The sequence below is a fragment of the Micromonospora sp. WMMD975 genome, assembly GCF_029581215.1.
Lineage (GTDB): Bacteria > Actinomycetota > Actinomycetes > Mycobacteriales > Micromonosporaceae > Micromonospora.
In genome coordinates this window covers 3169029-3192024 of sequence record NZ_CP120739.1, presented here as the reverse complement: position 1 = coordinate 3192024, position 22996 = coordinate 3169029, and the positions used below count along the sequence as shown (strand labels likewise).

The 22996-nt window shown below is 72.8% G+C and carries 17 protein-coding genes; 6 read left to right on the top strand and 11 right to left on the bottom strand.

The features are described 5' to 3' along the window. Positions 1–146: 146 nt before the first annotated feature. Positions 147–1973 carry a hypothetical protein gene (locus O7613_RS13745; protein WP_282294250.1) on the bottom strand — a complete coding sequence of 609 codons (1827 nt, stop codon included), beginning with the start codon at positions 1971–1973 and terminating at the stop codon, positions 147–149. Positions 1974–2176: 203 nt separating this feature from the next. Here O7613_RS13745 and O7613_RS13740 point away from each other — a divergent pair, with 203 nt between their 5' ends. Next, positions 2177–3451, top strand: coding sequence for a DUF885 domain-containing protein (locus tag O7613_RS13740; RefSeq protein WP_282294249.1), 1275 nt, complete (start codon positions 2177–2179; stop codon positions 3449–3451). On the opposite strand, the gene O7613_RS13735 is transcribed toward O7613_RS13740, so the two are convergent. After that, positions 3424–4227 carry an SAM-dependent methyltransferase gene (locus O7613_RS13735; RefSeq protein ID WP_282294248.1) on the bottom strand — a complete coding sequence of 268 codons (804 nt, stop codon included), beginning with the start codon at positions 4225–4227 and terminating at the stop codon, positions 3424–3426. The genes O7613_RS13740 and O7613_RS13735 overlap by 28 nt on opposite strands. Before the next feature lie 82 nt (positions 4228–4309). Between O7613_RS13735 and O7613_RS13730 the strand changes: the two genes are divergently transcribed. The 3 genes from O7613_RS13730 to O7613_RS13720 all read left to right on the top strand — a co-directional run bounded on the left by O7613_RS13730 (position 4310) and on the right by O7613_RS13720 (position 6036). Next, complete coding sequence (locus O7613_RS13730) at positions 4310–4756, top strand: SRPBCC domain-containing protein (protein ID WP_282294247.1); 447 nt, start codon at positions 4310–4312, stop codon at positions 4754–4756. Positions 4757–4870: 114 nt separating this feature from the next. Next, a complete protein-coding gene (locus tag O7613_RS13725; RefSeq protein WP_281588117.1) occupies positions 4871–5275 on the top strand; it encodes a nuclear transport factor 2 family protein in 405 nt (134 codons plus the stop codon). Positions 5276–5403: 128 nt separating this feature from the next. Continuing rightward, on the top strand, positions 5404–6036 hold the full coding sequence (locus O7613_RS13720) for a PQQ-binding-like beta-propeller repeat protein (RefSeq protein WP_282294246.1): 633 nt from the start codon (positions 5404–5406) through the stop codon (positions 6034–6036). Positions 6037–6052: 16 nt separating this feature from the next. On the opposite strand, the gene O7613_RS13715 is transcribed toward O7613_RS13720, so the two are convergent. Genes O7613_RS13715 through O7613_RS13680 form a run of 8 tightly spaced genes read right to left on the bottom strand, consistent with a single transcriptional unit; the run spans position 6053 to position 17985 of the window. After that, positions 6053–6667: a copper resistance CopC family protein gene (locus O7613_RS13715; RefSeq protein ID WP_282294244.1), complete on the bottom strand. Its 615-nt coding sequence runs from the start codon at positions 6665–6667 to the stop codon at positions 6053–6055. Further along, positions 6648–7202, bottom strand: a complete 555-nt coding sequence (locus O7613_RS13710) for a hypothetical protein (protein WP_282294242.1) — start codon at positions 7200–7202, stop codon at positions 6648–6650. The genes O7613_RS13715 and O7613_RS13710 overlap by 20 nt, the downstream gene beginning before the upstream one ends. A gap of 31 nt (positions 7203–7233) precedes the next feature. Further along, entirely contained in the window at positions 7234–7833 is a 600-nt protein-coding gene (locus tag O7613_RS13705; RefSeq protein WP_281588125.1) for a flavin reductase family protein, read from the bottom strand. Next, positions 7826–8269 (bottom strand): acyl-CoA thioesterase, encoded by a 444-nt coding sequence (locus O7613_RS13700; protein WP_281588127.1) that lies wholly within the window; start codon positions 8267–8269, stop codon positions 7826–7828. The genes O7613_RS13705 and O7613_RS13700 overlap by 8 nt, the downstream gene beginning before the upstream one ends. Further along, positions 8266–14025 carry a type I polyketide synthase gene (locus tag O7613_RS13695; RefSeq protein WP_282294238.1) on the bottom strand — a complete coding sequence of 1920 codons (5760 nt, stop codon included), beginning with the start codon at positions 14023–14025 and terminating at the stop codon, positions 8266–8268. The genes O7613_RS13700 and O7613_RS13695 overlap by 4 nt, the downstream gene beginning before the upstream one ends. A 40-nt stretch (positions 14026–14065) precedes the next feature. Further along, positions 14066–15049, bottom strand: coding sequence for an enediyne biosynthesis protein (locus O7613_RS13690; protein WP_281588130.1), 984 nt, complete (start codon positions 15047–15049; stop codon positions 14066–14068). Continuing rightward, positions 15046–17007, bottom strand: a complete 1962-nt coding sequence (locus tag O7613_RS13685; protein ID WP_282294236.1) for a VCBS repeat-containing protein — start codon at positions 17005–17007, stop codon at positions 15046–15048. The genes O7613_RS13690 and O7613_RS13685 overlap by 4 nt, the downstream gene beginning before the upstream one ends. A 3-nt stretch (positions 17008–17010) precedes the next feature. Beyond that, a complete protein-coding gene (locus tag O7613_RS13680) occupies positions 17011–17985 on the bottom strand; it encodes a DUF1702 family protein (RefSeq protein ID WP_282294235.1) in 975 nt (324 codons plus the stop codon). Positions 17986–18377: 392 nt separating this feature from the next. Between O7613_RS13680 and O7613_RS13675 the strand changes: the two genes are divergently transcribed. Together O7613_RS13675 and add are read left to right on the top strand one after the other, a co-directional pair. Next, entirely contained in the window at positions 18378–19166 is a 789-nt protein-coding gene (locus O7613_RS13675) for an AraC family transcriptional regulator (RefSeq protein WP_282294234.1), read from the top strand. A gap of 120 nt (positions 19167–19286) precedes the next feature. Continuing rightward, positions 19287–20270, top strand: a complete 984-nt coding sequence (gene add / locus O7613_RS13670; RefSeq protein ID WP_281588135.1) for an adenosine deaminase — start codon at positions 19287–19289, stop codon at positions 20268–20270. Positions 20271–20292: 22 nt separating this feature from the next. Here the strand turns inward: add and O7613_RS13665 are convergent, their stop codons facing one another. Continuing rightward, the gene (locus tag O7613_RS13665; protein ID WP_281586306.1) at positions 20293–22830 is read right to left on the bottom strand and encodes an ATP-dependent Clp protease ATP-binding subunit; all 2538 of its coding nucleotides are present in this window, start codon (positions 22828–22830) and stop codon (positions 20293–20295) included. Positions 22831–22996: the final 166 nt, after the last annotated feature.

The window sequence follows — 22996 nt, the reverse complement described above, 5'->3', positions numbered from 1 at the left end:
GCCCCGGGGCAGCCCTCGGCCCACTGCCGTCCCGGCGACGAGCCGCACTCGGGACGGACGGCACGGCGCCGCCGACGAGCCGGGACGGCGGACGGCACGGCGCCGCCCCCGCGCCCGGACCGGGCACGGGGGCGGCGCGGTCGGTGTCAGGGACGGCCGCCCCGGATGTCCTCGTCGGCCACCGCGAAGAGCACCCCGTGCGGCCGGGCGTCGCCGTACGCCCCGTGCGGCCACACCTGACGGTTGAAGTTGACGCACTCGGCGCCGGTGTTCTCGTCCCGGAACGACGGGTCGAGGGAGAGGTGGCCCGAGCGGGCCACGTCGACCATGCAGACCCGGTGGTCACCGTCGCCACCCAGCCGGGCCAGGAAGTAGTTGGCGGTGGCGATCCGCTCGACCTTGCCGGTCTCCCGGTAGACGCCGCGCCGTCCGCTCTGCGCGAACGTGTCCATCGCGGCCCAGTGCGGGCCACCGTTGGTGACGTCGCGGATGGGCAGCACGTCGACCAGGGCCGGGCAGTCCGCCTCGGCGCCGCCCCCGGTGATCTCCGGCGTGGTGTCGATCCGGCAGCGCGGGTCCTTCCCCGCGGCCATCAGTCTGCCGACGTCCAGGACGTAGACCATGCCGCTGGTGATGTCCCGGTCTCCGCCGAGCTGCACGCCCATCACGGTGTGGAAGAGGAACCGGTCGTCCGGGCTGAGCTGCAACCAGCTGCCGCCGTCACCGGCGCCGCTGAGCAGGCCGCTGGTGTCGAAGCGACGGTAGGCGGTGGTGTCGTCGAAGACCTCCCGCCAGGCGGGCGTCCGGGCGGTGATGTCCGGGGTGTAGAACACCGCGCCACCCCACATCGTGGAGGCGAAGGCGCCCCGGTTCCGGCGCTGGTTGGCGACCGCCGTCTCCATGAAGAGCTTCTCCTCCTCGAAGACGGGAAGCTGTTCCTCGCGGGGACCGGTCGGCATGTGGGTCACCGACACCAGGCGCGGGTCGTTGCGCTTGGAGATGTCGAAGATCCGCACGGTGTTGCGGATGAGGTACGGGTCGAACTCCCCGTCGGGCTTGTCGAGGTAGTTGCGAATCTCCGCGAAGTCGCTGACCACCATCCGGTTCAGGTCCTCCCGGACCGCGATGCCGTGCGGGTTGGCGCAGGTCGCCTTCGGCAGGGCGGGGCGGTTGGGGCACCACGCGGTGCTCTCCCCGGCCGCCGCCATCGCCGGCGCCTCGCTCAGGGTCCGGCCGTCGGGGCCGATCCGGACGATCTCGCCGGGCGAGCCGGCGTACCCGTTGCCGACGCGCACCTGGCCGTTGGTGTAGCGGCACGGCCCGGTGATGTCCGGTCCGCCCATGTACGTGCCGTACGCGGTGCCGTCCTTGAGCACCGCGTAGGCGTCGGGAACCGACCCGCACGGGGTGTCCCCGGCGGTGTTGACCCCGGACAGCCGCACCTCCGGCAGCCGGGCCACGTCGAAGACGTACGTGGTGTCGGAGAGGATGCCGCCCGCGTAGACCTTGTCGCCCTTGTGCCAGGCGTACTGGAGGTGGTGCGGCTCGTTGGCGCGCAGCGGGTCGAGGGTGGCGGTGTTGACCACCCGCCCGTAGCTCGGTGAGCCCTTGGTGGCGTCGACGACGGCCAGGAAGTCGGGCCCCTGCCCCTCCGGGCCGGTGGCGGCGGCGTGGTGGCCGGACCCGGTGGCGGCGGCGCTCCCGGTGGCGTCCGGTCCGGTGTCACCGGCCCAGACCAGCAGCCACTTCCGCCGGACCGGGCTGCGGCGGGCGTCGCGGGTCAGGTGGTTGGTGACCGTGTACGTGCGACCGTCGTTCGCCCGCACGCTCGACGTGGTGACGGTGACCGGCCCGACCGCGGGGGCGCCGAGCCCGCCGGTCGCCCCGGTGAGCGCGTCGGTGGTGAGCACGAGCAGCACACTGAGGACGCCGGCGGCGAGGCGGCGGCGGGACGGATGAGGGGTTGGAGACACGGGTCCTCCCACGGTCGGGGGCGGGGTGGGCGGACGCGGCCGGGACCGGTGGTCGGTCTGGATCCCTGCCCCTGCGCGACCAAGCTATAGGATCTTATATCGCTGTGTCGTGAGTCAAGTATCGATCCTTGACCGGTGCTGCGCTTTCCGGGCACGCTGCCCTTGTCGAGCTTCTCATTCGGATAGCTTTTCGAGGAGGGTGCATGCCTACCGACCCGGTGCCGCCCGTCGTGCGTGACTACCTGCTGCTCGGGCTGCGGTTCGGCCGACTCGTGGACGGCTTCGTGGACTGCTGGATCGGTGACCCCGCGTTGGAGCGCCAGGTCCGGTACGAGCCCCCGCCCACCGCGACGGAGCTGGTCCGCCAGGCCCGGGAGGTCGCCGCGGCGGTGCCGGACAGCGGGCTCGCGCCGGTCCGGCGTCGCTTCCTGGCCGCGCAGTTGACCGCGCTGGAGTGCGCGGGCCGGCGGCTGGCCGGGGAGGAGATGCCCTTCCGGCGCGAGATCGAGTCGTACTTCCAGGTCCGGATCGCCCCGCGCGACCCGGACTGGTACGCCGCCGCGCACGCCGAACTCGACGCCGAACTGCCCGGCTCCGGGCCGCTGCGGGACCGGCTCGTGGAAGCGCACCGCCGGGACCGGGTGCCCGTCGACCGGCTCGGCGGCGCCGTCCACGCCGTCGCCGCGGCGCTGCGCGCGGAACTGGCGCCGAGGTTCCCCCTGCCGGCCGGGGAGCGGGTCGACTTCGAGGTGGTGACCGGCCGGCCCTGGAACGCCTTCAACACCTATCTCGGCGGCCTGCGCTCCCGGGTCGCGCTCAACGCCGACGTCGGGCACCGGATCACCTCGCTGCCGTTCGTCGCCACCCACGAGGCGTATCCCGGGCACCACGCCGAGCACTGCCTCAAGGAGGCCGGGCTGGTCCGCGACCGGGGGTGGGCGGAGCAGTCGATCTCGCTTGTCAACACGCCGCAGTGCCTGATCGCCGAGGGGATGGCGGAACAGGCGATCCACGTCGCGCTCGGCGAACGCTGGGGCGGGTGGACGGCTGAGGTGCTGTCCGAGGTCGGTCTCGCCCTCGACGGGGCACGCGCCCAGCGGGTCGAGACCGCGTTCGGGAGGTTGCTCGCCGCCCGGCAGGACGCCGCGATCATGCTGCACGACCAGGGCCGGCCGGCGGACGAGGTGGCCGCGTTCCTGGCCCGGTGGATGCTGGTGAGCGACGAGCGGGCCGGGCAGATGCTGAGGTTCCTGACCGACCCGCTCTGGCGGGCGTACACCACCACGTACATCGAAGGGTCGCGGCTGGTGCGGCACTGGTTGGACGCCGGCGGGCCGGGCGATCCGGCGACCGACCGCTACCATCGGCTGCTGGTCGAGCCGATGCTGCCGGCGGACCTGGCGGTCGACCTCCCGGCCCCGGCGGTCGCTCAGCCCACCCCGGCGGTCGCTCAGTCGAGCCGGCCCACCCCGGCGTAGGCCATCACGGCCGCGCGCGGCGACGCCGGCGTGTCCGCCGGCTCCGGCCGCCACCGCGGCAGGAAGACCACCCCCGGGTCCAGCAGCGTGAAGCCGGCGAAGAACGCGGTCACCTCGGCCCGGGTACGCATGTAGGCGTCGGTCTGCCCCGCCGTGGTGAGGTCCACCATGGAGCGCACCTGCCGGGGCGCCCCGTCGTCGGTGCCGTGCGAGACCACCAGGTGGCTGCCGGGGCCCACCGCCTCCCGGTAGGCCGCCACCAGCGCGCCCGGCCCGTCGGCGTCGGCGACGTAGTGCAGGACCCCCAGCATGAGCAGCGCGACCGGTTCGGTCAGGTCGAGCAGGGCGCGAACCTCCGGGTGCCCGAGCACCTCGTCCGGCCGCCGCAGGTCGCCGTGCGTCATCGTGACGCCCGGGACGCCGGCGAGCAGGGCCCGGCCGTGCGCCACCGCCTCCTCCTCGATGTCGACGTACGCCACCCGGGCGTCCGGCGTCACCTGCCGGGCGATCTCGTGCACCGGACCGGTGCGGGGGATGGCGGACCCGATGTCGAGGAACTGGCGCACCCCGGCGCGGGCGCAGTGCCGCACCGCCCGGGCCAGGAAGGCCCGGTTGAGCCGCGCCACCTCCGGCGCCTCCGGCACGCTCGACATCATCCGGCGCGCGAACTCCCGGTCCACCTCGTCGTTGAGGTCGCCGCCGAGGTAGTAGTCGTACACGCCGGACACCCGGGCGCGGCGCGGGCCGGCGGGGTCCGCCTCGGTCGTATGTTCCATGGTGGTCCTCCTGCTCATGGGGACGACGCCTCGCCAGCACACTATATATTGCACAAGTTAAATCGATCCGAGGAGGACGACGATGACCGAGCCCGCCTTCGTGCACGAGATGGACCTGCGCACCACTCCGGAGCGGCTGTGGCGCGCGCTCACCGACGGCCGGGTCACCCGGCGTTACTGGTTCGACAGGCGGATCGAGTCGAACTGGACGCCGGGCTCCCCGGTCCGTTTCTACGACGGCGACGGCGACACGGTGACCGACACCGGCGTCGTGACGGTCCACGAACCGCCCCGGCTGTTGTCCTACACGTTCCGGCACGAGCTGGGGGAGGGCGCGGCGGACGGCCCGTACACCCGGGTGTCCTTCACCCTGATGCCGCTGGCCGGCGACCGGGTGCGGTTGCGCCTGGTGCACGACCGGCTCTCCGGCCCGGACGAGGTCGAGGGGTGGCGTGCGGGGTGGACGCCGATCCTGGACAACCTCCGTGAGTTCGTCGAGAGCGGCGACAAGGCGGGTACGACCGGTTGACACGCGCTGTCCCCGTCACCCGACCCGATCGCCGCGGTTGTGATAGGTATAGTGCGCCGGCCCCGTTCCCGGCCCGCGTGCCCGTTCTGATCCGTGCCAACTGGAGGCAGGTCCGTGACGCATCCCAACCTGGACATCATCCAACGCTTCTTCGAGGCGTACTCGAAGCGTGACATGGCCGCCCTGGCCAAGGTGACCACGGACGACGTGTCCTGGCACTTTCCGGGCCGCAACCCGATGTCCGGTGTGAAGCGGGGCCGCGAGGAGGTGGTGGCGTTCTTCGACCGGATGGGCGGCATGGGCTTCCGCCCGGAGAAGCTGATCACCGGCGCCAACGACGACCACGTGGTGGAGACCCAGTGGGTGCACGGCGACCGGGACGGTGCGGAGGTCGTGATGGGGTGGACCGTGCTGTGGTCCTTCGAGGACGGCAAGCTCGCCTCCGGCCGGCACTTCTCCGCCGACCAGTATCTCGCCGACGAGTTCTTCGAGGGCAAGCTGGCCAGCCAGCGGTCCTGAGCGCGCCCGGCGCGGGCGGGTCGATATCGGCCTGCCCGCGCCCCGCCGGCCCGCCGTGTCCGGCCTTGACGGCTGTGACCCCCACCCGGTTAACTGAAGAATCGCATAGCATCGGGGAGGGTGGGTCGATGTCTGTCTCGGTGGAGTCGACGCGTGACATCGCCGTGCCGGCCCGGCATCTGTGTGGCCTCGTCTGGTCCGGCGAACTCCTCTGGTTCTCCGAGGCCGAGCAGGGCCGCATCCTGGCGGTCGACTCGGCCACCGGCGCGGTGGCGCGGCAGTTCGCCTGCCCCGAGGTCCGCACCGATCTGACCGTGCACGACGGCCGGCTCGTCCAGGTGGTGGGCGCGGACCGCGCCCTGCGCGCGGTCGACCCGGAGACCGGCGCGGTGGTCGCGGAGACGCCCGGCCCGCGTCCCGGACACACCCTGTGCGGGCTTGAGGCGAGCCGCCACGGGACCTGGTTCGGCTACGAGGACCTCCGGGTGATCGACAGGCGCGCCGACGACGGCCGGCTGCTGGACAGCATCCCGGTCACCGGCGCCGTCGCCGGCATCACCACGACCGACCGTCATCTCGTCTACGCCGACCACGCCGCCGGCACCCTCACCGTCGTCGACCCGGAGCGCCGCCGGGAGATCGCCACCTACCGGGCCCCCGGGAACCCGACCGGCGTGGCCTGGGACGGCTCGCGGATCTGGTTCTGCGACTACACCACCTCGCACCTGCGTGCGGTCACCCTGCCGGCGCTCGACGCCTGAGCGCCGGCCGGGCCGGTCAGGCGCGATCCCGGTCCCGCGTCGGTCGCCGGAGCAGGGCCGCCACGGCGAACCCGGTGAGCACGGTGCCGAGCAGCAGGAGACCGACGGTGAGCGGCCCGGAGCCGAGGTGGTCGTGCCCGCCCGCGTCCGCCGCCTGGTCCGGCACCGACGGGACGCTCTCCGCGCCGGTGTCCGCGCCGATCCGGAACCCGGCCTCGCCGGACACCTCCCGCCCGTCGCCGAGCACCACGTGATAGCCGAGGCGGTAGCTGCCCGGCCCGACCGGCGGCAGCGGCGCGGTGACCGTGCGGCCGTCGGCCCGCACCGGCCCGGCGGGCAGCAGTCCACCCGCGCCCACCACCGACACGTGCACCTCCCGCGGGTCCACCCGGCCGGAGAAGGAGAGCGTGACCGCCGCGGGCGCGGTGGCCAGCCGCGCGCCGTCGGCCGGGTTCAGCGACTCCAGCCGGGCCGGCGTCCGGGCCACGGTGGCGCCCAGGGCGACGACCGCGACGGCGAGCAGCGCCACGGAGACGGCCGCCGCCCGCCGCCACCGCGCCGCCGGAGCGGCCGGCCCCCGGTCGAGACCGTCGTCCGGCGGCCGGTCCGGCTCAGGCAGCCCGGGCGACATGGCGACAACTGCAACTCATCCGGGACAGCTCCAGCCCGCTCGGCCGCAGGTGCAGATAGACCGCGACGACCATCGGCAGGAACACCGCCGCGTTGTAGAACAGGTGCAGCTCCACCCGCGGAAAGGCCAACTGGACGATGCTCGTGGGCACCGCCCGGCCGAGCAGGTAGGCCCCGCTGAGCGCCTGCACCAGGAGCAGCAGATGTTCGAGGTGATGCCAGATCTGGATGCCGAGGGCGACGTTCCACCAGGTTCGCGAACGACCCACGAATCCGTGCCGCAACATCCAGAAGCCGACCAGCATCACGAGCGCGTAGCCGTAGTGCAGCCACTCCTGCTCGACCAGCCAGGGGAACGGCATCCCGAGCAGGCCGCGGGCCTGCGGGCGCGGCCAACCCAGCACCCAGATCTGCACGGCCTGCACGATGTGCTCGGCCCAGTGCCCCACCACCACGAGCATGAAGACGTTCAGCGCGGCGCGGTGCCGGGCGCCGTTGAGCCGGCCGCTTGTCGCGGTCCGGGTCGAAACAGCCATCTTTCCTCCCTGGAATCGTGGACGGATGTGCTCAACCGGACGCGGTCGTCCGGCCCGCCGGCACGCCGACGGCCGGCCGCGGGCCGTCGGCCACGGGTAACCGGCCGAAGTGGCCGCCGAAGAAGACCAGCGCCGCCGGCGCGCCGGCCCGGTGGGCGGAGAGGATCCGCCCGACGACGATGACGTGGTCGCCACCGTCGTACGCCCGCCAGAGCCGGCACTCGAGCCAGGCCAACGCCCCGGCCAGCAGGGGCGCGCCGGTGACCGGCCCCGCCCGCCAGTTCACGCCGGCGAACTGGGCCGCCCCGGTCGGCCGGCGCGGATCGGCGAAGTATCGGGCCAGGTGCTCCTGGTCGGCGTCGAGCACGCTCACCGCGAAGCACCGCCGGCTGGACAGCCGGGCGTACATCGTGGTGTCCCGGCCGACGCAGACCAGAGCCAGCGGCGGGTCCAACGAGACGGACGCGAACGAGTTGGCGGTCATCCCGTGCGGCGCCGGGCCGGCCACCGTGACGACGGTGACCCCGGTGGCGAACGCCCCGAACAGTGCCCGCAGCGCGCCGGGCTCGGTCACCGAGACGGTGTCCGACGCGTCCCCGGCCGGGGACGGAAGCGGTGGGCGGTCAGCCATGGCGGCCCGCCGCCGTCGGGTCGAGGTACGGGGTCAGCGCCCGGACCAGGGCGGCCGGCACCCGGGTCGGCACCGCCCGCCCGTCCACCGACCGCATGCACGCGACGCGCTGCCGTCCCCGGGCGACCAGGGACCCGTCGGCGTCGCGCAGGTAGTCGAAGCTCATCTCCACCTGGGTCTGGGTCATCTCGGCCAGTCCCATCCGGACGGTCAGCTCGTCGAAGGCCGTCAGCTCGGCGAAGAACTCGCAGTCGACGCGGAGGGTGAACAACCGCAGGTCCTCCCGCAACTCGGCGAGCACCTCCGGGGCCCGTTCGCGCAGGAACATCTCCCGGCAGCGGCCCTGCCACCGCAGATAGTTGACGTAGTAGACGTTGCCGACCAGGTTGGTCTCCTCGAACCCGATCACGTGCCGGTAGCTCCACACCTCGCTCATCCGCAGGCCCTCCTCCCGGTCGCAACCGCCAGCACCACCGGCTCGACCCGGTCGCGCACTGCCGCGACGAGCGTGGCCACCCGCAGCTCCCCGCAGGTGAGCACCGTCCAGCCGGGCGCGGGGGCCGGCGGCCCCAGAGCCAGCGGCGCGGTGGGCGGTTGGCCCGCCTTCTGCAGGCACTCCACGGCGCACCACACCCGGGTGTACGCGGCGGCGCGGTCCCCGGTCTCCGCGGCGATCAGCTCGGCCAGCGGCAGGTGTGGGCCGAGCAGGTCGCGCCAGGCCGCCGCCGGCCGCTCCGTCACCGCCTCCAGATCACAGGCGACCGGGTACGCGTCGGCGACGACCAGGCTCATCCCCGGCTGGTGCGAGGCCGACACCACCGGACCACCGGCGATCTCCGGCCGACCGTCCGGGCGGTGGTCGAGGCGTACCGGCCGGCCCAGCGCCCGGCTCAACGCGGTCGCGGTGACCGCGCGACGTCCGGCCAGGTCCAGCCGCGTGCCGTGCGGCTCCACCACCACCGGTAGGTCGACGCCGAGCACCTCCGGCAACCGCCGGGTCAGGTACGGCCCGAGCAGCGCCGGCGTCCACGGTGCCGCCGGGTTCCGCCGGCCCACCGCCCGGAGCCGCAGTCCCCGCCAGCGCTCCACCACGGTGCCGGAGACGGTCCGCACCGTCACGTCGTAGACGTACGTGTCGCCGGTGTGCTCGCGTTCGGCGGCGGTGAACCGGACCTCCTCGCTGGCGGCGAGCTTCGGCCCGGCCGGCTCGATCCGGCCCACGCCGACCGGCAGCAGGGTGGCGTCCGGAATGCACACCTGGAGGCCGTGCATGAACGCGTCGCGCGCCCCGGGGTCGCCCAGCACCAGCGCGGTGGGCAGGGCGGGATGGAACCAGCCCACGTCGTCGGTGGTCGACACGTCCGCCTCGGCGTGCCGGGCCACCACCCGCCGGTAGCGCAGCAGGCGCCGGAAGCGGCCCTGTTGGAAGAGCACGTCGTGGTAGAGCTCGCGGGCCGGGTCCAGGGACACCGGCGGTGGGTCGCCGGCGAGCGGTTCCGGATCGTCGGCGCTGGCGTCGACCGGACCGAAGGAGAGCGTGGCCCGGAAGTGGTCGGCGGCGAATCCGGTCTCCGCGCTGCGCAGCGCCACCTCGACCCGTCCCTCGGCGGAGGCCAGGGCGGCGATCCGGACGGTGGTGGATCCGCCCGGCGGCACCACGACCGGGCGGGTGAACTCGGCGTCGTGGACCACCGGCACGCCGGAGGCGCCGATGAGCGCGGTGGCGACCTGCGCCATCGCCTCCAACCCGAACACCGCCGGGAAGAGCAGGGAGCCGTCGAGGCGGTGGTCTTCGAGGTAGCGGTCGGCGGCGGCGGACAGGTCGACCTCGGTGACCAGTTCGACGCCGTCGTAGTGCACGATCGGCCGTTCCAGGAACCGCAGCAGCGGCAGCTCCCGGTGGTCGTACCCGAGGGTGTCGAGGTTGCCGGTCCGGCCGGCGACCACCACCGCGGCCGGTGGGTCCGGCTCGGCCAGCACCTCGCGCAACAGCCGTACCCCCTGGTCCGGCGTGATCGGGGTGACGCCGGCCCGGGCGAGGGACTCGACCACGGCCAGCCGTTCGCCCATGCCGACGCCCGACCACACGGACCACTCCAGACAGATCGCCCGGCAGCCGGGGTGCTGCCGTCCCACCTCGGCGGTCAGCTCCGCGAGCCAGTCGTTGGCGAGCGCGTAGTGCCCCTCACCGGGCAGACCGGCCCGGCCGATGATGCTGCCGAACGTGACGAGCAGCCGCAGCCGTGCCGGGTCGACGGCGTCCAGCACGGCCCGCAGGCCGTCCACCTTCGGGGCCAGGGTGCGGTGCAGCGTGGGCAGGTCGAGCGCGGCCAGGGCGGCCGGCTCGTTGCGTCCCGCCCCGTGCAGCACCGCCGTCACCGGGCCGAGGACCCGGGTCACCTCGGACACCGCGGCCCGCACCGCCGCGCGGTCGGTGACGTCCGCCCGGACGTAGTGCACGGCGGTGCCGGCCGCGCGCAGCCGGTCCAGGTTCGCCGCCAGCTCCACGTCCCGGTCGGGGTCGGCCCGCCCCAGCACGGCCACCCGTACGCCGGTGTCGGCCGCCAGCGCCGCCGCGCACTCGGCGGTGATGCCCCGGCCGCCGCCGCTGACCAGCAACACGTCCTCGGCGTGCAACGGTGGCCCGGCCGGCGGGGCGCCGCCGGTCGGTCGCCGCAGCAGCGGCACCCGCCGGGTCCCGTCGGTGTCGTAACGCGCCTCGGTGAAGCCCTCGGTGCCGGCCACCTCGGCGACCACCCGGGTCACCGGGTCACCGTCGGCGGGCAGGTCGACCACCGTGGTGAGCAGCCCGGGGCGCTCCAACCGGGCGGTCCGGGCGAGCGCGGCCACGCCCCGGCCGCGCTGGACGACGACCAGGCGCGCGCCGTCCGGCCCGGTGACCGCGGCCTGCACCGCCGCCAGGGCCAGCGGCAGCTCCGCGACGGTGACCTCCCCGGGCAGGCAGAGCAGCACCCCCGAGCCCAGCTCGGCGCGCTCCAGCGCGTCCCGCAGGGCCGCCGCGAACGGGTGGTCGGGGGCGGTGTGCAGCCGCCACGCGCCCGGCCGGCGGGGGGCCACCCGGGGCGGCAGCGGCCGGGCGACGAGCGCGACACGGAACGGCCGGACCCAGGGCGCGACGCCCATCACCTCGGTCGGCTGCCGCCGGTCGGGTTCGGTGCCGGCCAGGGCGCGCAGGGTGTCGGCCAGTTGCCCGACGGTGGCGGTGGCGAAGGTGGTCGGCGCCGTCACGGCCGCCAGTCCCAGCTCCCGCGCGGCCTCGTTGACCAGTTGTCCGATGGCGATGGAGCTGAGGTGCAGCCCGTCCAGCAGCCGGGTGCCGGCGGTGACGCTCTCCAGTGGCAGTTCCGCCCGCCGCGCGGCGAGCCGGCGCAGCACGTCGACCGCTTCCCCGCCACCGCCCGCCGGGGTCGTGACCGGTTCGGCGGCCGGGGCGGCGGGCGCGGCCGGGACCGCAAGCTCCGGCGCGGTCTCGCACGGGTTGGTGAAGAACGTGGGTTCGGCGGCTGGGTCGAACGGGCGTACCAGCCGGCCGGCGAAGAGCCGGTCGAGGCGCACCGGGGCGCCCACCGCCCAGGCCGCGCCGACCGCGGCCACCAGCCCGGCGAGCGAAGAGCCGTCGGTGTCCACCGCGATCGCCGGCACCTCGGCCAGGTCGCCCGCCATCCGGCTGAGCACCCGTCCCGGTCCCACCTCGACGAAGAGGTCGACGCCGGTGCCGGCGGCGGCCCGGACCGCGTCGGCGAAGCGGACCGGCCCGGTCACCTGGCGGCGCAGCAGGTCGTGGACGTCCACACCGGCCGGCAGCGGGCCGCCGGTCACCGTGGAGGCGACCGCCCGGTGCGGCGCGGCGAACGGCACGTCGGCCAGCCAGGCGGCGAACTCCCGTTCCGCCGGGCGCATGAGCGGCGAGTGGAAGGCGTGCGACACGGCCAGCTCGGCCCACTCCAGACCGCGGACGCCGGCCACCGCGCAGACGCGGCGGACCGCGTCGAGCGGGCCGGAGACAACCGTCTGCCGGGGACCGTTGTGACCGGCGATCACGACCGGCTCGGCGCCGATCAGCCCACCGACGACCGTGGCGTCGGCGGCGATGCCGGCCATCGTGCCCGGCTCCGCGCAGCGGGCCATGGCCGCCCCTCGGGCCGCGGCGATCCGCAGCAGGGTGGCCGCGTCGGTGCAGCCCGCCCAGTGCAGCGCGGTCAACTCGCCGAGGCTGTGCCCGACCGCGACGGTGGCGGTCACGCCGAGCTCGTCCAGCACCCGCAGGGCCGCCAGCGACCCGGTGACGACGCGCGGCTGGGCCACCTCGGTGCGTACCCCGTCGGCGTCCGCCGGCAGGCCCGCGGTCCGATACACCTCGTCCGCGGTGGCGAACCGGCGCCGCAACGCCCCACCGCGGGTACTCCGCCCGGAGCCCTGCCCGGGAAACAGGAAGCCGATCCGGCCCGGCCGGGTGACCCGGCGCAGGAACACCCCGTCGGAGGTCAGCTTGTCGCGTCCGGCGTCGAGCGCGTCCGCGACCGGGCCGAGTCGCCGCTCGACCTCCTCCGGGCCGGCGCCCACCACCGCGAGCCGGTATTCCCGCCCGGTCACCCGTTCCCGCAGCGAGGCGGCGAGGTCGGTCAGCTCGCCGTACGACAGCCGGGCGACGAGCGGGCGCAGCTCCCGTACCCGGTCGCGCAGTTCGTCGGGCCGGTCGGCGTCCAGCAGCAGCAGCTCCGCGTCCTGCGCGGCCCGGCCCAACCGGGTGATCCGCTCGACCTGGGCCCGGGGCGCCGGAGTCGACCCGCCCTCCAGCACCACGTGGGTGTTGATCCCGCCGAAGCCCATCGCGGTGACGCCCGCGCGCGGCGGCGCGCCGTCGGGCCAGGGCTCGGCGGCCGGGACCATCCGCAGGGCGGGCCGTCCGGTGGTGAACTCCGGGTGCGGCTCGACGCAGCCGGCGGTGGGCGGCACCACCCGGTGGTGCACCGCGAGCGCGGCCTTGATCAGGCCGGCCACCCCGGCGGCGGCCTTGGTGTGCCCGATGAGCGCCTTGATCGAGCTGATCGCGGCCGCCGGGCCGGCCGGATCGGCGTCCCGGCGGGCGGCGCCCAACGCGCGCAGTTCGGTGGCGTCACCGACCGCGGTGCCGGTGCCGTGCCCCTCGAAGACGGGCACGGTGTCGACGCCGAACCCGGCCCGCCGGTACGCCCGGTCCAGGGCCAGCCGGTAACCGGCGACCTCGGGCCGGGTCATGCCGCCCCGGCCGTCGGACGAGACACCCCAGCCGGCGACCGTGGCGTAGATCCGCCGGCCGGCCGCCACCGCGTCCCGCTGGCGCATCAGCACCACCATGCCGCAGCCCTCGCCCGGCCAGAAGCCCTGGGACTGCCGGTCGTACACCCGCATCTCGTGCCGGGCCAGCGCACCGGTCTTGGCGAAGCCGACGATCTCGAACGGGTCGATCGACAGGTCGACGCCGCCGGCCACCGCGACGTCGACGTCACCCTCGGCGAGGCTGCGACACGCCGTCACCACCGACAGCAGCGATGACGAGCAGGCGCCGTCCACCGTGTACCCACCGCCGCCGAGGTCGAAGTGGTTGCAGATCCGGCCCGCGATCGTGTTCGACAGCGACCCGGCCAGGGTGTCCTCGTCGACCGGCGGGAACGGCGCCTTGTACGCCGCTTCCAGCCCGTCCAGGAAGGTGCCGAGCCGTTCGGTCGACCATCCCTGCTCGCGCAGCGCCGACCCGACCACGCGACGCACGTACGGCCAGCGCAGCCGCAGCACGTTGGCGCGGGTGAACTCGCCGGTCAGGGTGTTGCCGACCACCACCGCGGTGCGTTCGCGCGGCAGCCCCGCCCCGTCCGGGAAACCGGCGTCCGCCAGGGCCTGCGCGGCCACGTCCAGGGCCAGCCAGTGGGTCAGGTCGGTGGCGCGGAACGTGCTGCCGGCGACCCGGAACGCCAGCCGGTCGAACGCGTACCCGTCGATGACCGCGGCGGTGCGTGCGTAGGTGCGGTCCGGGACGGTCGGGTCGGGGTCCCAGTAGTCGTCCTGGCGCAACCGCCCGGCGGGTATCCGGCGGAACGCCCGCCGTCCCGTGACGGCGTTCTCCCACAGTTCGGTGGTGGACCGGGCGTCGGGGAAGCGGCAGCTCATCCCGACGATGGCAAGGTTGTCCATGCGCTCTCCTCGACGTGTGGCGCCCGGCGGCGCGCCGTGGTCAGGCGCGGGCCGCCGCCCCCTGCGGGACCCGGTCGGCCAGGGCCGGCGGGGGCACCTCCGCCACCAGCGGGGCGGTCCGGCCGGTGGCCTCCACCGCCTGGTCCCGGCGGTCGCGCCGGGACAGGTGCAACGACCAGAGGAACGCGCCCCGGACCAGGCAGACGATCGCGGTGGCGAAGAAGAGCCCGTAGACCACCGACGCGCCGGTCAGGATGCCGTAGACGACCGCGACGCCGGCGCCGAAGGCGACCTGCGAGGCCGGCCGGGACGGCGTGGTCCCCGGGTCGGTGACCATGTAGTTGGTGAACAGGACGAACGCCACCCCGGTCATGGTGGCCAGCGCGCCCGGGACGGCGGTGTCGAGGACCAGGCCGCGGAACACCGCCTGGGCGGCGAAGACGAGCAGCCAGCTGCCGATCAGCCACATGCGGCCGGTGAGCTTGGCGTTGAGCAGCGTGCCCAGGCTCACGATCACGACCACCAGCGCCCAGTCGGCCCAGCCGCTGAGATATTCGGTGAACTGGTACGGCGGGGCGATGGAAACCCACGGGAACAGCAGCAGCACCACGCTGATGCCGAAGTTCGACGGGTTCATGAAGTGCCGCAGCCGGCCGTTGACCGGGGCACGCAGCAGCCACTTGCCGCTGATCGCCACCATCACCGCGAACAGCGTCACCGGCATCCGGTCGTTGACGTAGAGCAGCATGTTCACCGCCAGCGCGGTGATGTGCGCCGGGTAGAGGAACTCCACCACACCGCGGACGCCCCGCCCGGTGAACCGGGGCGGCCGGCTCTCCGCCCGGGCGCCGACGACCTCCAGGCCGATCTCGGTGAGGTACGCGGTGAGCACGGCGGCCACCGGCCAGAGCGGGGCCTGCTCGAAGCCGAGCACGGTGTAGCCGAGGACGTTGAGCGCGGTGATGGAGATCGCGAAGTTGCGCAGTGCGATGACCCGTGGGTCGCGGGCGGTCTTGCCGGTCATGACGTCGCCTCCCTGGCCTGGGCGCCGAGGGTCAGCGTGTGCCGACCCGGGGTGAGCTGGAGCTCCTGCTGGTGTGCGGCCCCGCTGCGGTCGCGCCAGTCGATCCGGACCCGCACCGGCCCGCTGACCTGCCCGAGCCCGGCGACCGCCTCGAAGCTGCGCCGGCCCGAGTGGCCGCCGCCGCCGTCGACCCGGGCCAGCAGCGTGCGGCCGTCCGGGGTGGTGACCGTGACCGACGCGCCGACGACGGGGGAGCCCGGCTGTCCGGCCGGGCCCGCGGTGCCCTCGTGGATCAGGCGCAGGCTCAGCGGTGACCCGGTGTCGGGGCTGTCGTTGTGGTAGAAGACCGGGGCGTCCCACTGCCGGGCGACCGCCATGTCCAGCCGTCCGTCGCCGTCCGCGTCACCGACCGCGATGCCGCGGGTCGGCACCGGTACGGCGAGCCCCAGTTCGGGACTCAGGTCGACGTATCTGCCGTCGTCGCCGCGGACGTGGAAGCGCAGGTGCTGGCCGCCGGCGATGTCGTCGCCCGCCTCCACGTGCGGCCACCACGCCGGGTGTTCCAGCAGCGTGTCGTTGGCGGTGGCGAGCTCCTGGAGCTGCGCCCAGCGGTTCACCGTGCCCTTGACGAAGCCGCTGGTCTGCACGATGTCCGGCACGCCCCGGTTGGTGAAGTCGGCGATCTTGACGTCCCAGCTCCAGCCGCTCCAGGCCAGGTTCAGCGCGGAGCTGCGGTCGTGCCAGGGCGCGCTGCCGGCGCGAAGCTGCCGGCGCAGGTCCGCGACGTCCCGGGCGGTGTTGACGAAGGCGAAGTTGCTCTCCTGGATGCCGAAGGAGGTGGTGATGTTGCCGACGTAGAGGTCGTAGAGGCCGTCCTGGTCGAGATCGCCGAAGTCCACCCCCATCCCCTTGAAGGAGTCGTGGCCGAGCCGCTTCGACTTCGGCACGAACGCCCGGATCTCCTCGCCCTCCACGAGCGACAGCCGCACCTTGCCCGGGGTGGAGGTGTTGTACAGCAGCCGGTCCGGCCCGAAGTCGTTCGCCACGTACAGCTCGGGCAGTTGGTCGCCGTCGACGTCCTGGGCGCTGGCGGCGAGCGTCCAGCCGGCCGAGACGGCCCGGTCGAGGACACCCGGCACGTCGGCGAAGCGGGGCGTGCCGTCCGGTGCGCGGCCGGTGAAGCGCATCAGGTGGTCCAGGCCGCCGTTCGTCGCCCAGGACATCGAGCGGTTCATGGTCACGCCGCCGCTGACCGTGTCGTCGAGCACCGGGCCGTCCGGGAAGTAGTTGCCGACGAAGATGTCCAGGTGCCCGTCGCCGTCGAAGTCGGCGGTGGTCACCGTGTTGGTGTTCCACTGCACGCCGGCGTAGCCGCCGGTCTCGTCCACCCGGGCCGGCACCAGCTCCACCGGCCGGTACGCCGCCGGGCCGGGCCGGGGTTGGTCGGCGCGGGCCAGGAAGAGCACGGGGGAGCGGCCCCACCAGTAGACCAGCAGGTCGATCCGGCCGTCCTCGTCGAAGTCGCCGGGCACGCAGCCCATCGGGGCGATGTGCCCGTTCATCGGCAGCGGCGCGGGATCCAGGGCGAACGGTTCGTACCGCTCGGTCCGGGCGCCGGGTGTCGGCGTCACCACCACCCGGTCGATCCGGGGGTCGGTGAGGCAGAGGTCGTTGGCCAGCCCGTCGCCGTCGAGGTCGTTCATGGCCACCCCGGCGCCGACCGAGGAGATCCAGGCCGCGATCCGCCGGTAGTCCTGGTTGACCTTGCGAATGGTCTGCTGCGGGAAGCCGCCGGGCAGCCCGACGGAGAGAGGGGTCATCCGGTACGCCTCGGCCAGCGCCCGTCGCTGCGCGCCGGACGCCTGTGGCGTGTGCGCGACCACGAACATGCCCGCGAGGAGCACGATGGCGACAAGTCCCGCCGCCTGCCGTCGGGCCCAGTGTCTGATGCCGGTCATCGGTCAGTGCCTCCCCAGGAGCGTGAACTGGTCGGCGATGCGCTGTCGCCAGACCGCGTACGCGGGCCGACCGTCGGCGTCGGGCGGCAGGTCCCGCAGGGCGTCGTCGGTCATGGTGGCGGCCTGCTCGGGCGTGGCGCGGCAGAGCGCCGCGGTCGCCCGGGCGGTGTCGTCGGTCGGCAGACCGGCCCGCAGCCGCGCCTTGGCGGCGAACGCGGATCCCTGCGCCAGCGCGGCCCGGTGCCGGTGCCGGTCCGCCAACCGGGCCAGCTCCACCAGTTCCTTGTCGTCCACCCCACCTGCGTAGGTGGCCGCCAGGCCCACCCCGCTGAACAGGTCGGCGTGCCGGCCCGGCGCGAAGCCGCGCACGGTGTCCACCACGTGCCGGACGTCGGTGCCGCAGACGAACCACAGGGCCCGACCGATGCCCTGGTCGACGGCGTGTCCGGCGTAACCGCGCAGCTCCGGCCCCCAGTTCCGGCCGGGGTCGCGGTGCTGCTGGCGAACGTAGCGGTCGGTGTGGAAGTACGCCTGGTGGAACCCGTACCCGTCGAGGGCGAGCCAGCGCAGCAGCGGGTCGGTGGGAAGCACCCGTCGTCGGCGCGGGCGCGGCAGGCGGGCGAGCGCCCAGCCGGCACCGACGTGCGCCATGTAGAGGTGGCGTCGTCCGCCCCCGGCGAGGAACTCGGCGGTACGGTCGCGCAGGCCGAGGCCGGCCATGAGCGCGTACGCCATCGCCGCGCCCTCGTAGGCGAAGCCGCGCAGCGGCGCGTCCACGGACTCCAGGCGGGCTTCGGCGGCCTGGGGCGAGGATGTGCCGGCCGCGTGCCCGAAGCCGGCGACGAAACTGCGACCGGCTGATTCCAGGGCGTGCCGGGCCCTCTCGTCCTTCACCCGGAAACCGCGTCTGCGCAGTTCCGTCGCTCCTGGAGAAGGGGTGAGCAGGCGACGCCGCAGCGCCAGCCACAGAGCGGACATGAATCCTCCCCGGCAGATCGGAGTAGACCGCTACAAATCGACACGTGCAAATTGACCTGGCCCGCTGCGGTCCCGTTGTCCGGCGTCCCGGGCGACTACCGGACCATGATTGCGGACGGTGCGCGCGCTGTCTTCTCGCACCTTGCTCTGTTGGCCGTGCACTCCGCCGGCCCATCCGGTTGGCGCGACGGGGCTCGGAGACACGCCTCGGCTTACCGGCGCTGAGCAGCGACTTCGTCGCAGCAGATGAGAGATCAGCGCTTCGCTATATGAAAATCAAGATTTATTCAAGGGCGCGGTCGGAGACTACGGGACGGTTTCGTCGCGGATGCAGAACCTGGGGGATCCTAATGTCTTCTGCCGTGGAACGACCGTGTGGATATCGCCACCGAATGGCGGTGATCCGGTCGATCGAACGAATGCGTGGCGATCTCGGCGGTGATCTGCCGCTGAACGTGCTGGCCCGCACCGCCCTGTTCAGCCCTTTCCATTTCCACCGAATTTTCCGGGCGGTTACCGGAGAGACGCCGGCGCGTTTCCTGGCGGCGCTCCGGATGGCCCAGGCCCGGCGACTGCTCCTGCACTCCCGGCTCACCGTCGGCGCGATCTGCGCCCGGGTCGGCTACACGAGCGTGGGTAGCTTCACCACCCAGTTCACCCGTCTGGTGGGCGTGCCGCCCGAGCAGTTCCGGCGGCAGGTCCGTGCGCTGCTGGGCCGACTGATCCCGCCGGTGGTCCGGGACCGGCCGCTCGGCCCGTACGCCGGTGCCGTGCTGCAACCGGTGGTCCGTGGCGGACTGGCGGCGTCCGCCGGAACGGTCCTGGTGAGCGTCGCTTCGGCGGACGCCGAGCCGGAAGCGTCGCGTTGGACGGTGTCGGAGGGCGCCGGTCCGGTTCGGCTGCCGGTCGGGCTTCCACCCGGCCGCTACCGCGCGCAGATGCTGTTGCTCAAGAGCCGGTGGGCCGCCACGGCCACGCTTGTCGACCAGATCCCGGAGAGCTACCTGGTCGGCTGGACCGAGTTCACCGTGCCGCCTCCGCCGCTGCGCCTGGACCGGGTGGCGATCCGGCTGCGCCCGCCGCAACCGACCGATCTGCCGGTGCTCTCCGTCGAGCCGGTGCGGTTGGTGGCGGGCCCGCGGCGGACCGCGCCGTCCGACTTGTTGCCGGTCTCCGCGTGAGCGCGAGGAGTGAGCCGGGTTTGCGAGCCCCGCAGTCGCGAGCGAAAGAGAGCTCCGCGTGAGCGCGAGGAGTGAGCCGGGTTTGCGAGCCCCGCAGTCGCGAGCGAAAGAGAGCTCCGCGTGAGCCCGAAGATCGAACTGCACGTGCACCTGGAGGGGACGATCCGACCGCGGACGCTCCTGGAGATCGCCCGGCGCAACGGATCGCCGCTGCCGGCACGGACCGAGGTGGAGCTGGCGCGGCACTACCGGTTCGTCGACTTCGCGCACTTCATCGAGGTCTGGATCGCCACCACCAACTGCCTGCGTACCCGTGCGGACTTCCACCGGGTGGTGGTGGACTACGCGGCCGAAGCCGCCCGGCACGGCGCGGTCTACGTGGAGGGGATCTTCTCGCCGGCGGAGCGGGTGCGGCGCGGCGTACGGTGGGCGGACATCTTCGGTGGCTATGCCGACGGGGCGGTGGAGGCGTACGAGCGGCACGGCGTCCTGGTCCGGTTCACGCCCGACATCGACCGGGAACTGGAGCCGGCGCTTGCCGAGGAGTGCGCCCGACAGGCGGTCCGGTACCGCGACCGGGGCGTGGTGGGTTTCGGGATCGGCGGCCGGGAGTCGGCGGGTGGTCTCGCCGTGTACGCACGCGCTGTCGCGATCGCGCGCGACGGCGGGCTCGGGTTCGTGCCGCACGCCGGGGAGGCGACGGGGGTGGAGTCGATCCGGGAGGCGCTCGGGTACGACCCGGTGCGGTTGCGGCACGGCATCCGGGCCGCCGACGACCCACGGGTGTCGGCGGAGATCGTGGAGCGCGGCGTGGTGCTGGATGTCTGTCCGACCTCCAATCTGCGTACCCAGGTGGTGGGCGCCCTCGACGACCATCCGTTGCCCCGGCTGCGGGCCGCCGGTGTGGCGTGCAGCATCGGCACCGACGACCCGGCCATGTTCGACACCGACCTGTCGCGGGAGTATCGGCTCGCGGCCCGGTTGGGGGTGAGCGCGGCCGACGCGTACGCCGCCGGTGTGGCGGGTGCGCTCTGTGACGGGGCGACCCGCGTCCACCTTGAGCGCCTCGGCCGGTCGGCCTTCGCCCCGGCGTCCGCGCCCTGACCCTGCCGTGGACCGTCGGCCGTCACGCGGCGTTGTCGTCCGCGCCGGTGGATGCGGCGCCGAGATCGGCCGGGACCGCGTCCGGGACGGCGTCGGGTCGGTCCGCGCCGCGGAAGACGAGTTTGGCCTTGTCGATGTTGTCGGGGTCGCCTTCGCAGTCGACGACGACGATCTGGCCGGGGGTCAGTTCGTTGAACAGGATCCGTTCGGACAGGTTGTCCTCGATGTCGCGTTGGATGGTGCGGCGTAGCGGACGGGCGCCCAGGACCGGGTCGAAGCCCTTCTTCGCCAAGTATTTCTTGGCGTTGTCGGTCAATTCCAGGCCCATGTCCTTGTTCCGCAGCTGACCCTCGATCCGCTGGATCATGATGTCCACGATCGACAGGATCTCGATCTCCCGCAGCTGGTGGAACACGATCGTGTCGTCGATCCGGTTGAGGAACTCCGGCCGGAAGTGCTGCTTGAGCTCGTCGTTGACCTTCTGCTTCATCCGGTCGTAGTTCGACTCGGAGTCGTCGGAGGCCTGGAAGCCCAGCGACACCGCCTTCGCGACGTCCCGGGTACCGAGGTTGGTGGTCAGGATGATGACCGTGTTCTTGAAGTCCACGATCCGACCCTGACCATCGGTCAACCGGCCGTCCTCCAGGATCTGCAACAGCGTGTTGAACACATCCGGGTGGGCCTTCTCGATCTCGTCGAACAACACCACCGAGAACGGCCGCCGCCGCACCTTCTCCGTCAGCTGCCCACCCTCGTCATACCCGACATACCCGGGAGGGGCACCGACGAGCCGGGACACCGTGTACCGGTCGTGGAACTCCGACATGTCCAACTGGATCAACGCGTCCTCGGACCCGAACAGGAACTCCGCCAAGGCCTTGGACAGCTCGGTCTTACCCACACCGGACGGGCCGGCGAAGATGAACGACCCCGACGGCCGCTTCGGATCCTTCAAACCCGCCCGCGTGCGCCGGATCGCCTTCGACACCGCCTTGACCGCGTCTTCCTGCCCGATGACGCGCTTGTGCAGCTCGTCCTCCATCCGCAGCAGACGCGACGTCTCCTCCTCGGTCAACTTGTACACCGGGATACCGGTCCAGTTCCCGAGCACCTCAGCGATCTGCTCGTCGTCGACCTCACTGACGACGTCCAGATCCCCGGCCTTCCACTCCTTCTCCCGCTGCGCCTTCTGACCCAGCAACTGCTTCTCCGTGTCCCGCAACTGCGCGGCCCGCTCGAAGTCCTGCGCGTCGATCGCGGACTCCTTGTCCCGACGCACCTGCGCGATCCGCTCATCGAAGTCCCGCAGGTCCGGCGGCGCCGTCATCCGACGGATCCGCATCCGCGCACCCGCCTCATCAATCAAATCGATCGCCTTGTCCGGCAGGAACCGATCCGAGATATACCGATCCGCCAGGGTGGCCGCCGCCACCAGAGCCGCGTCGGTGATCGACACCCGGTGGTGCGCCTCGTAGCGGTCCCGCAGACCCTTCAAAATCTCGATGGTGTGCGCCAGCGACGGCTCACCCACCTGGATCGGCTGGAACCGACGCTCCAACGCCGCGTCCTTCTCCAAATGCTTACGGTACTCATCCAGCGTGGTCGCGCCGATGGTCTGCAACTCACCGCGAGCCAGCATCGGCTTCAAAATGCTCGCCGCGTCGATCGCACCCTCCGCCGCGCCCGCACCCACCAACGTGTGGATCTCGTCGATGAACAAGATGATGTCACCCCGGGTGCGGATCTCCTTGAGCACCTTCTTCAGACGCTCCTCGAAATCACCCCGGTAGCGCGAACCCGCCACCAACGCACCCAGGTCAAGCGTGTACAACTGCTTGTCCTTCAGCGTCTCCGGCACCTCACCCTTGATGATCTTCTGGGACAAGCCCTCCACCACAGCGGTCTTACCCACGCCGGGCTCACCGATCAACACCGGGTTGTTCTTCGTCCGGCGGGACAACACCTGCATGACCCGCTCGATCTCCTTCTCCCGCCCGATCACCGGGTCGAGCTTGCCCTCCCGAGCAGCCTGAGTCAGGTTCCGACCGAACTGATCCAACACCAAACTCGTCGACGGCGCCGCCTCACCCGGCGCAGCACCCGCAGCAGCCGGCTCCTTGCCCTGATAACCCGACAGCAACTGGATCACCTGCTGACGCACCCGATTCAGGTCAGCGCCCAACTTCACCAACACCTGCGCGGCCACACCCTCGCCCTCACGGATCAGGCCCAACAGGATGTGCTCCGTGCCGATGTAGTTGTGGCCGAGCTGCAACGCCTCCCGCAGCGACAGCTCCAACACCTTCTTCGCCCGCGGCGTGAACGGAATATGCCCACTCGGCGCCTGCTGGCCCTGACCGATGATCTCCTCAACCTGCTGACGGACGCCCTCCAACGAGATACCCAGGCTCTCCAAAGCCTTCGCCGCCACACCCTCACCCTCATGGATCAGGCCCAACAGGATGTGCTCCGTACCGATGTAGTTGTGGTTGAGCATCCGGGCCTCTTCCTGGGCCAGGACGACAACCCGTCGCGCTCGGTCGGTGAACCGCTCGAACATGGGACCCACCCAACTGTCTACGAGTCGACGAGATAACTATATCTTTCGATAGTAACTGATCGTCCGGTGATGGCTCCACGTTCCGCGATCACGATGTCTCCCGGCTCTCGAACCTCTGAGTAGTGGCATTATTACGATCGGTACTGGCTCGGGTGTCGGCGCGAAT

Bases quoted from the DNA above. Each gene is read 5' to 3' on its own strand.
- O7613_RS13740 (WP_282294249.1), top strand. From the start codon at position 2,177: ATGCCTACCGACCCGGTGCCGCCCGTCGTGCGTGACTACCTGCTGCTC.
- O7613_RS13735 (WP_282294248.1), bottom strand. From the start codon at position 4,227: ATGGAACATACGACCGAGGCGGACCCCGCCGGCCCGCGCCGCGCCCGG.
- O7613_RS13730 (WP_282294247.1), top strand. From the start codon at position 4,310: ATGACCGAGCCCGCCTTCGTGCACGAGATGGACCTGCGCACCACTCCG.
- O7613_RS13720 (WP_282294246.1), top strand. From the start codon at position 5,404: ATGTCTGTCTCGGTGGAGTCGACGCGTGACATCGCCGTGCCGGCCCGG.
- O7613_RS13715 (WP_282294244.1), bottom strand. From the start codon at position 6,667: ATGTCGCCCGGGCTGCCTGAGCCGGACCGGCCGCCGGACGACGGTCTC.
- O7613_RS13710 (WP_282294242.1), bottom strand. From the start codon at position 7,202: ATGGCTGTTTCGACCCGGACCGCGACAAGCGGCCGGCTCAACGGCGCC.
- O7613_RS13705 (WP_281588125.1), bottom strand. From the start codon at position 7,833: ATGGCTGACCGCCCACCGCTTCCGTCCCCGGCCGGGGACGCGTCGGAC.
- O7613_RS13700 (WP_281588127.1), bottom strand. From the start codon at position 8,269: ATGAGCGAGGTGTGGAGCTACCGGCACGTGATCGGGTTCGAGGAGACC.
- O7613_RS13695 (WP_282294238.1), bottom strand. From the start codon at position 14,025: ATGGACAACCTTGCCATCGTCGGGATGAGCTGCCGCTTCCCCGACGCC.
- O7613_RS13690 (WP_281588130.1), bottom strand. From the start codon at position 15,049: ATGACCGGCAAGACCGCCCGCGACCCACGGGTCATCGCACTGCGCAAC.
- O7613_RS13685 (WP_282294236.1), bottom strand. From the start codon at position 17,007: ATGACCGGCATCAGACACTGGGCCCGACGGCAGGCGGCGGGACTTGTC.
- O7613_RS13680 (WP_282294235.1), bottom strand. From the start codon at position 17,985: ATGTCCGCTCTGTGGCTGGCGCTGCGGCGTCGCCTGCTCACCCCTTCT.
- O7613_RS13675 (WP_282294234.1), top strand. From the start codon at position 18,378: ATGGCGGTGATCCGGTCGATCGAACGAATGCGTGGCGATCTCGGCGGT.
- O7613_RS13665 (WP_281586306.1), bottom strand. From the start codon at position 22,830: ATGTTCGAGCGGTTCACCGACCGAGCGCGACGGGTTGTCGTCCTGGCC.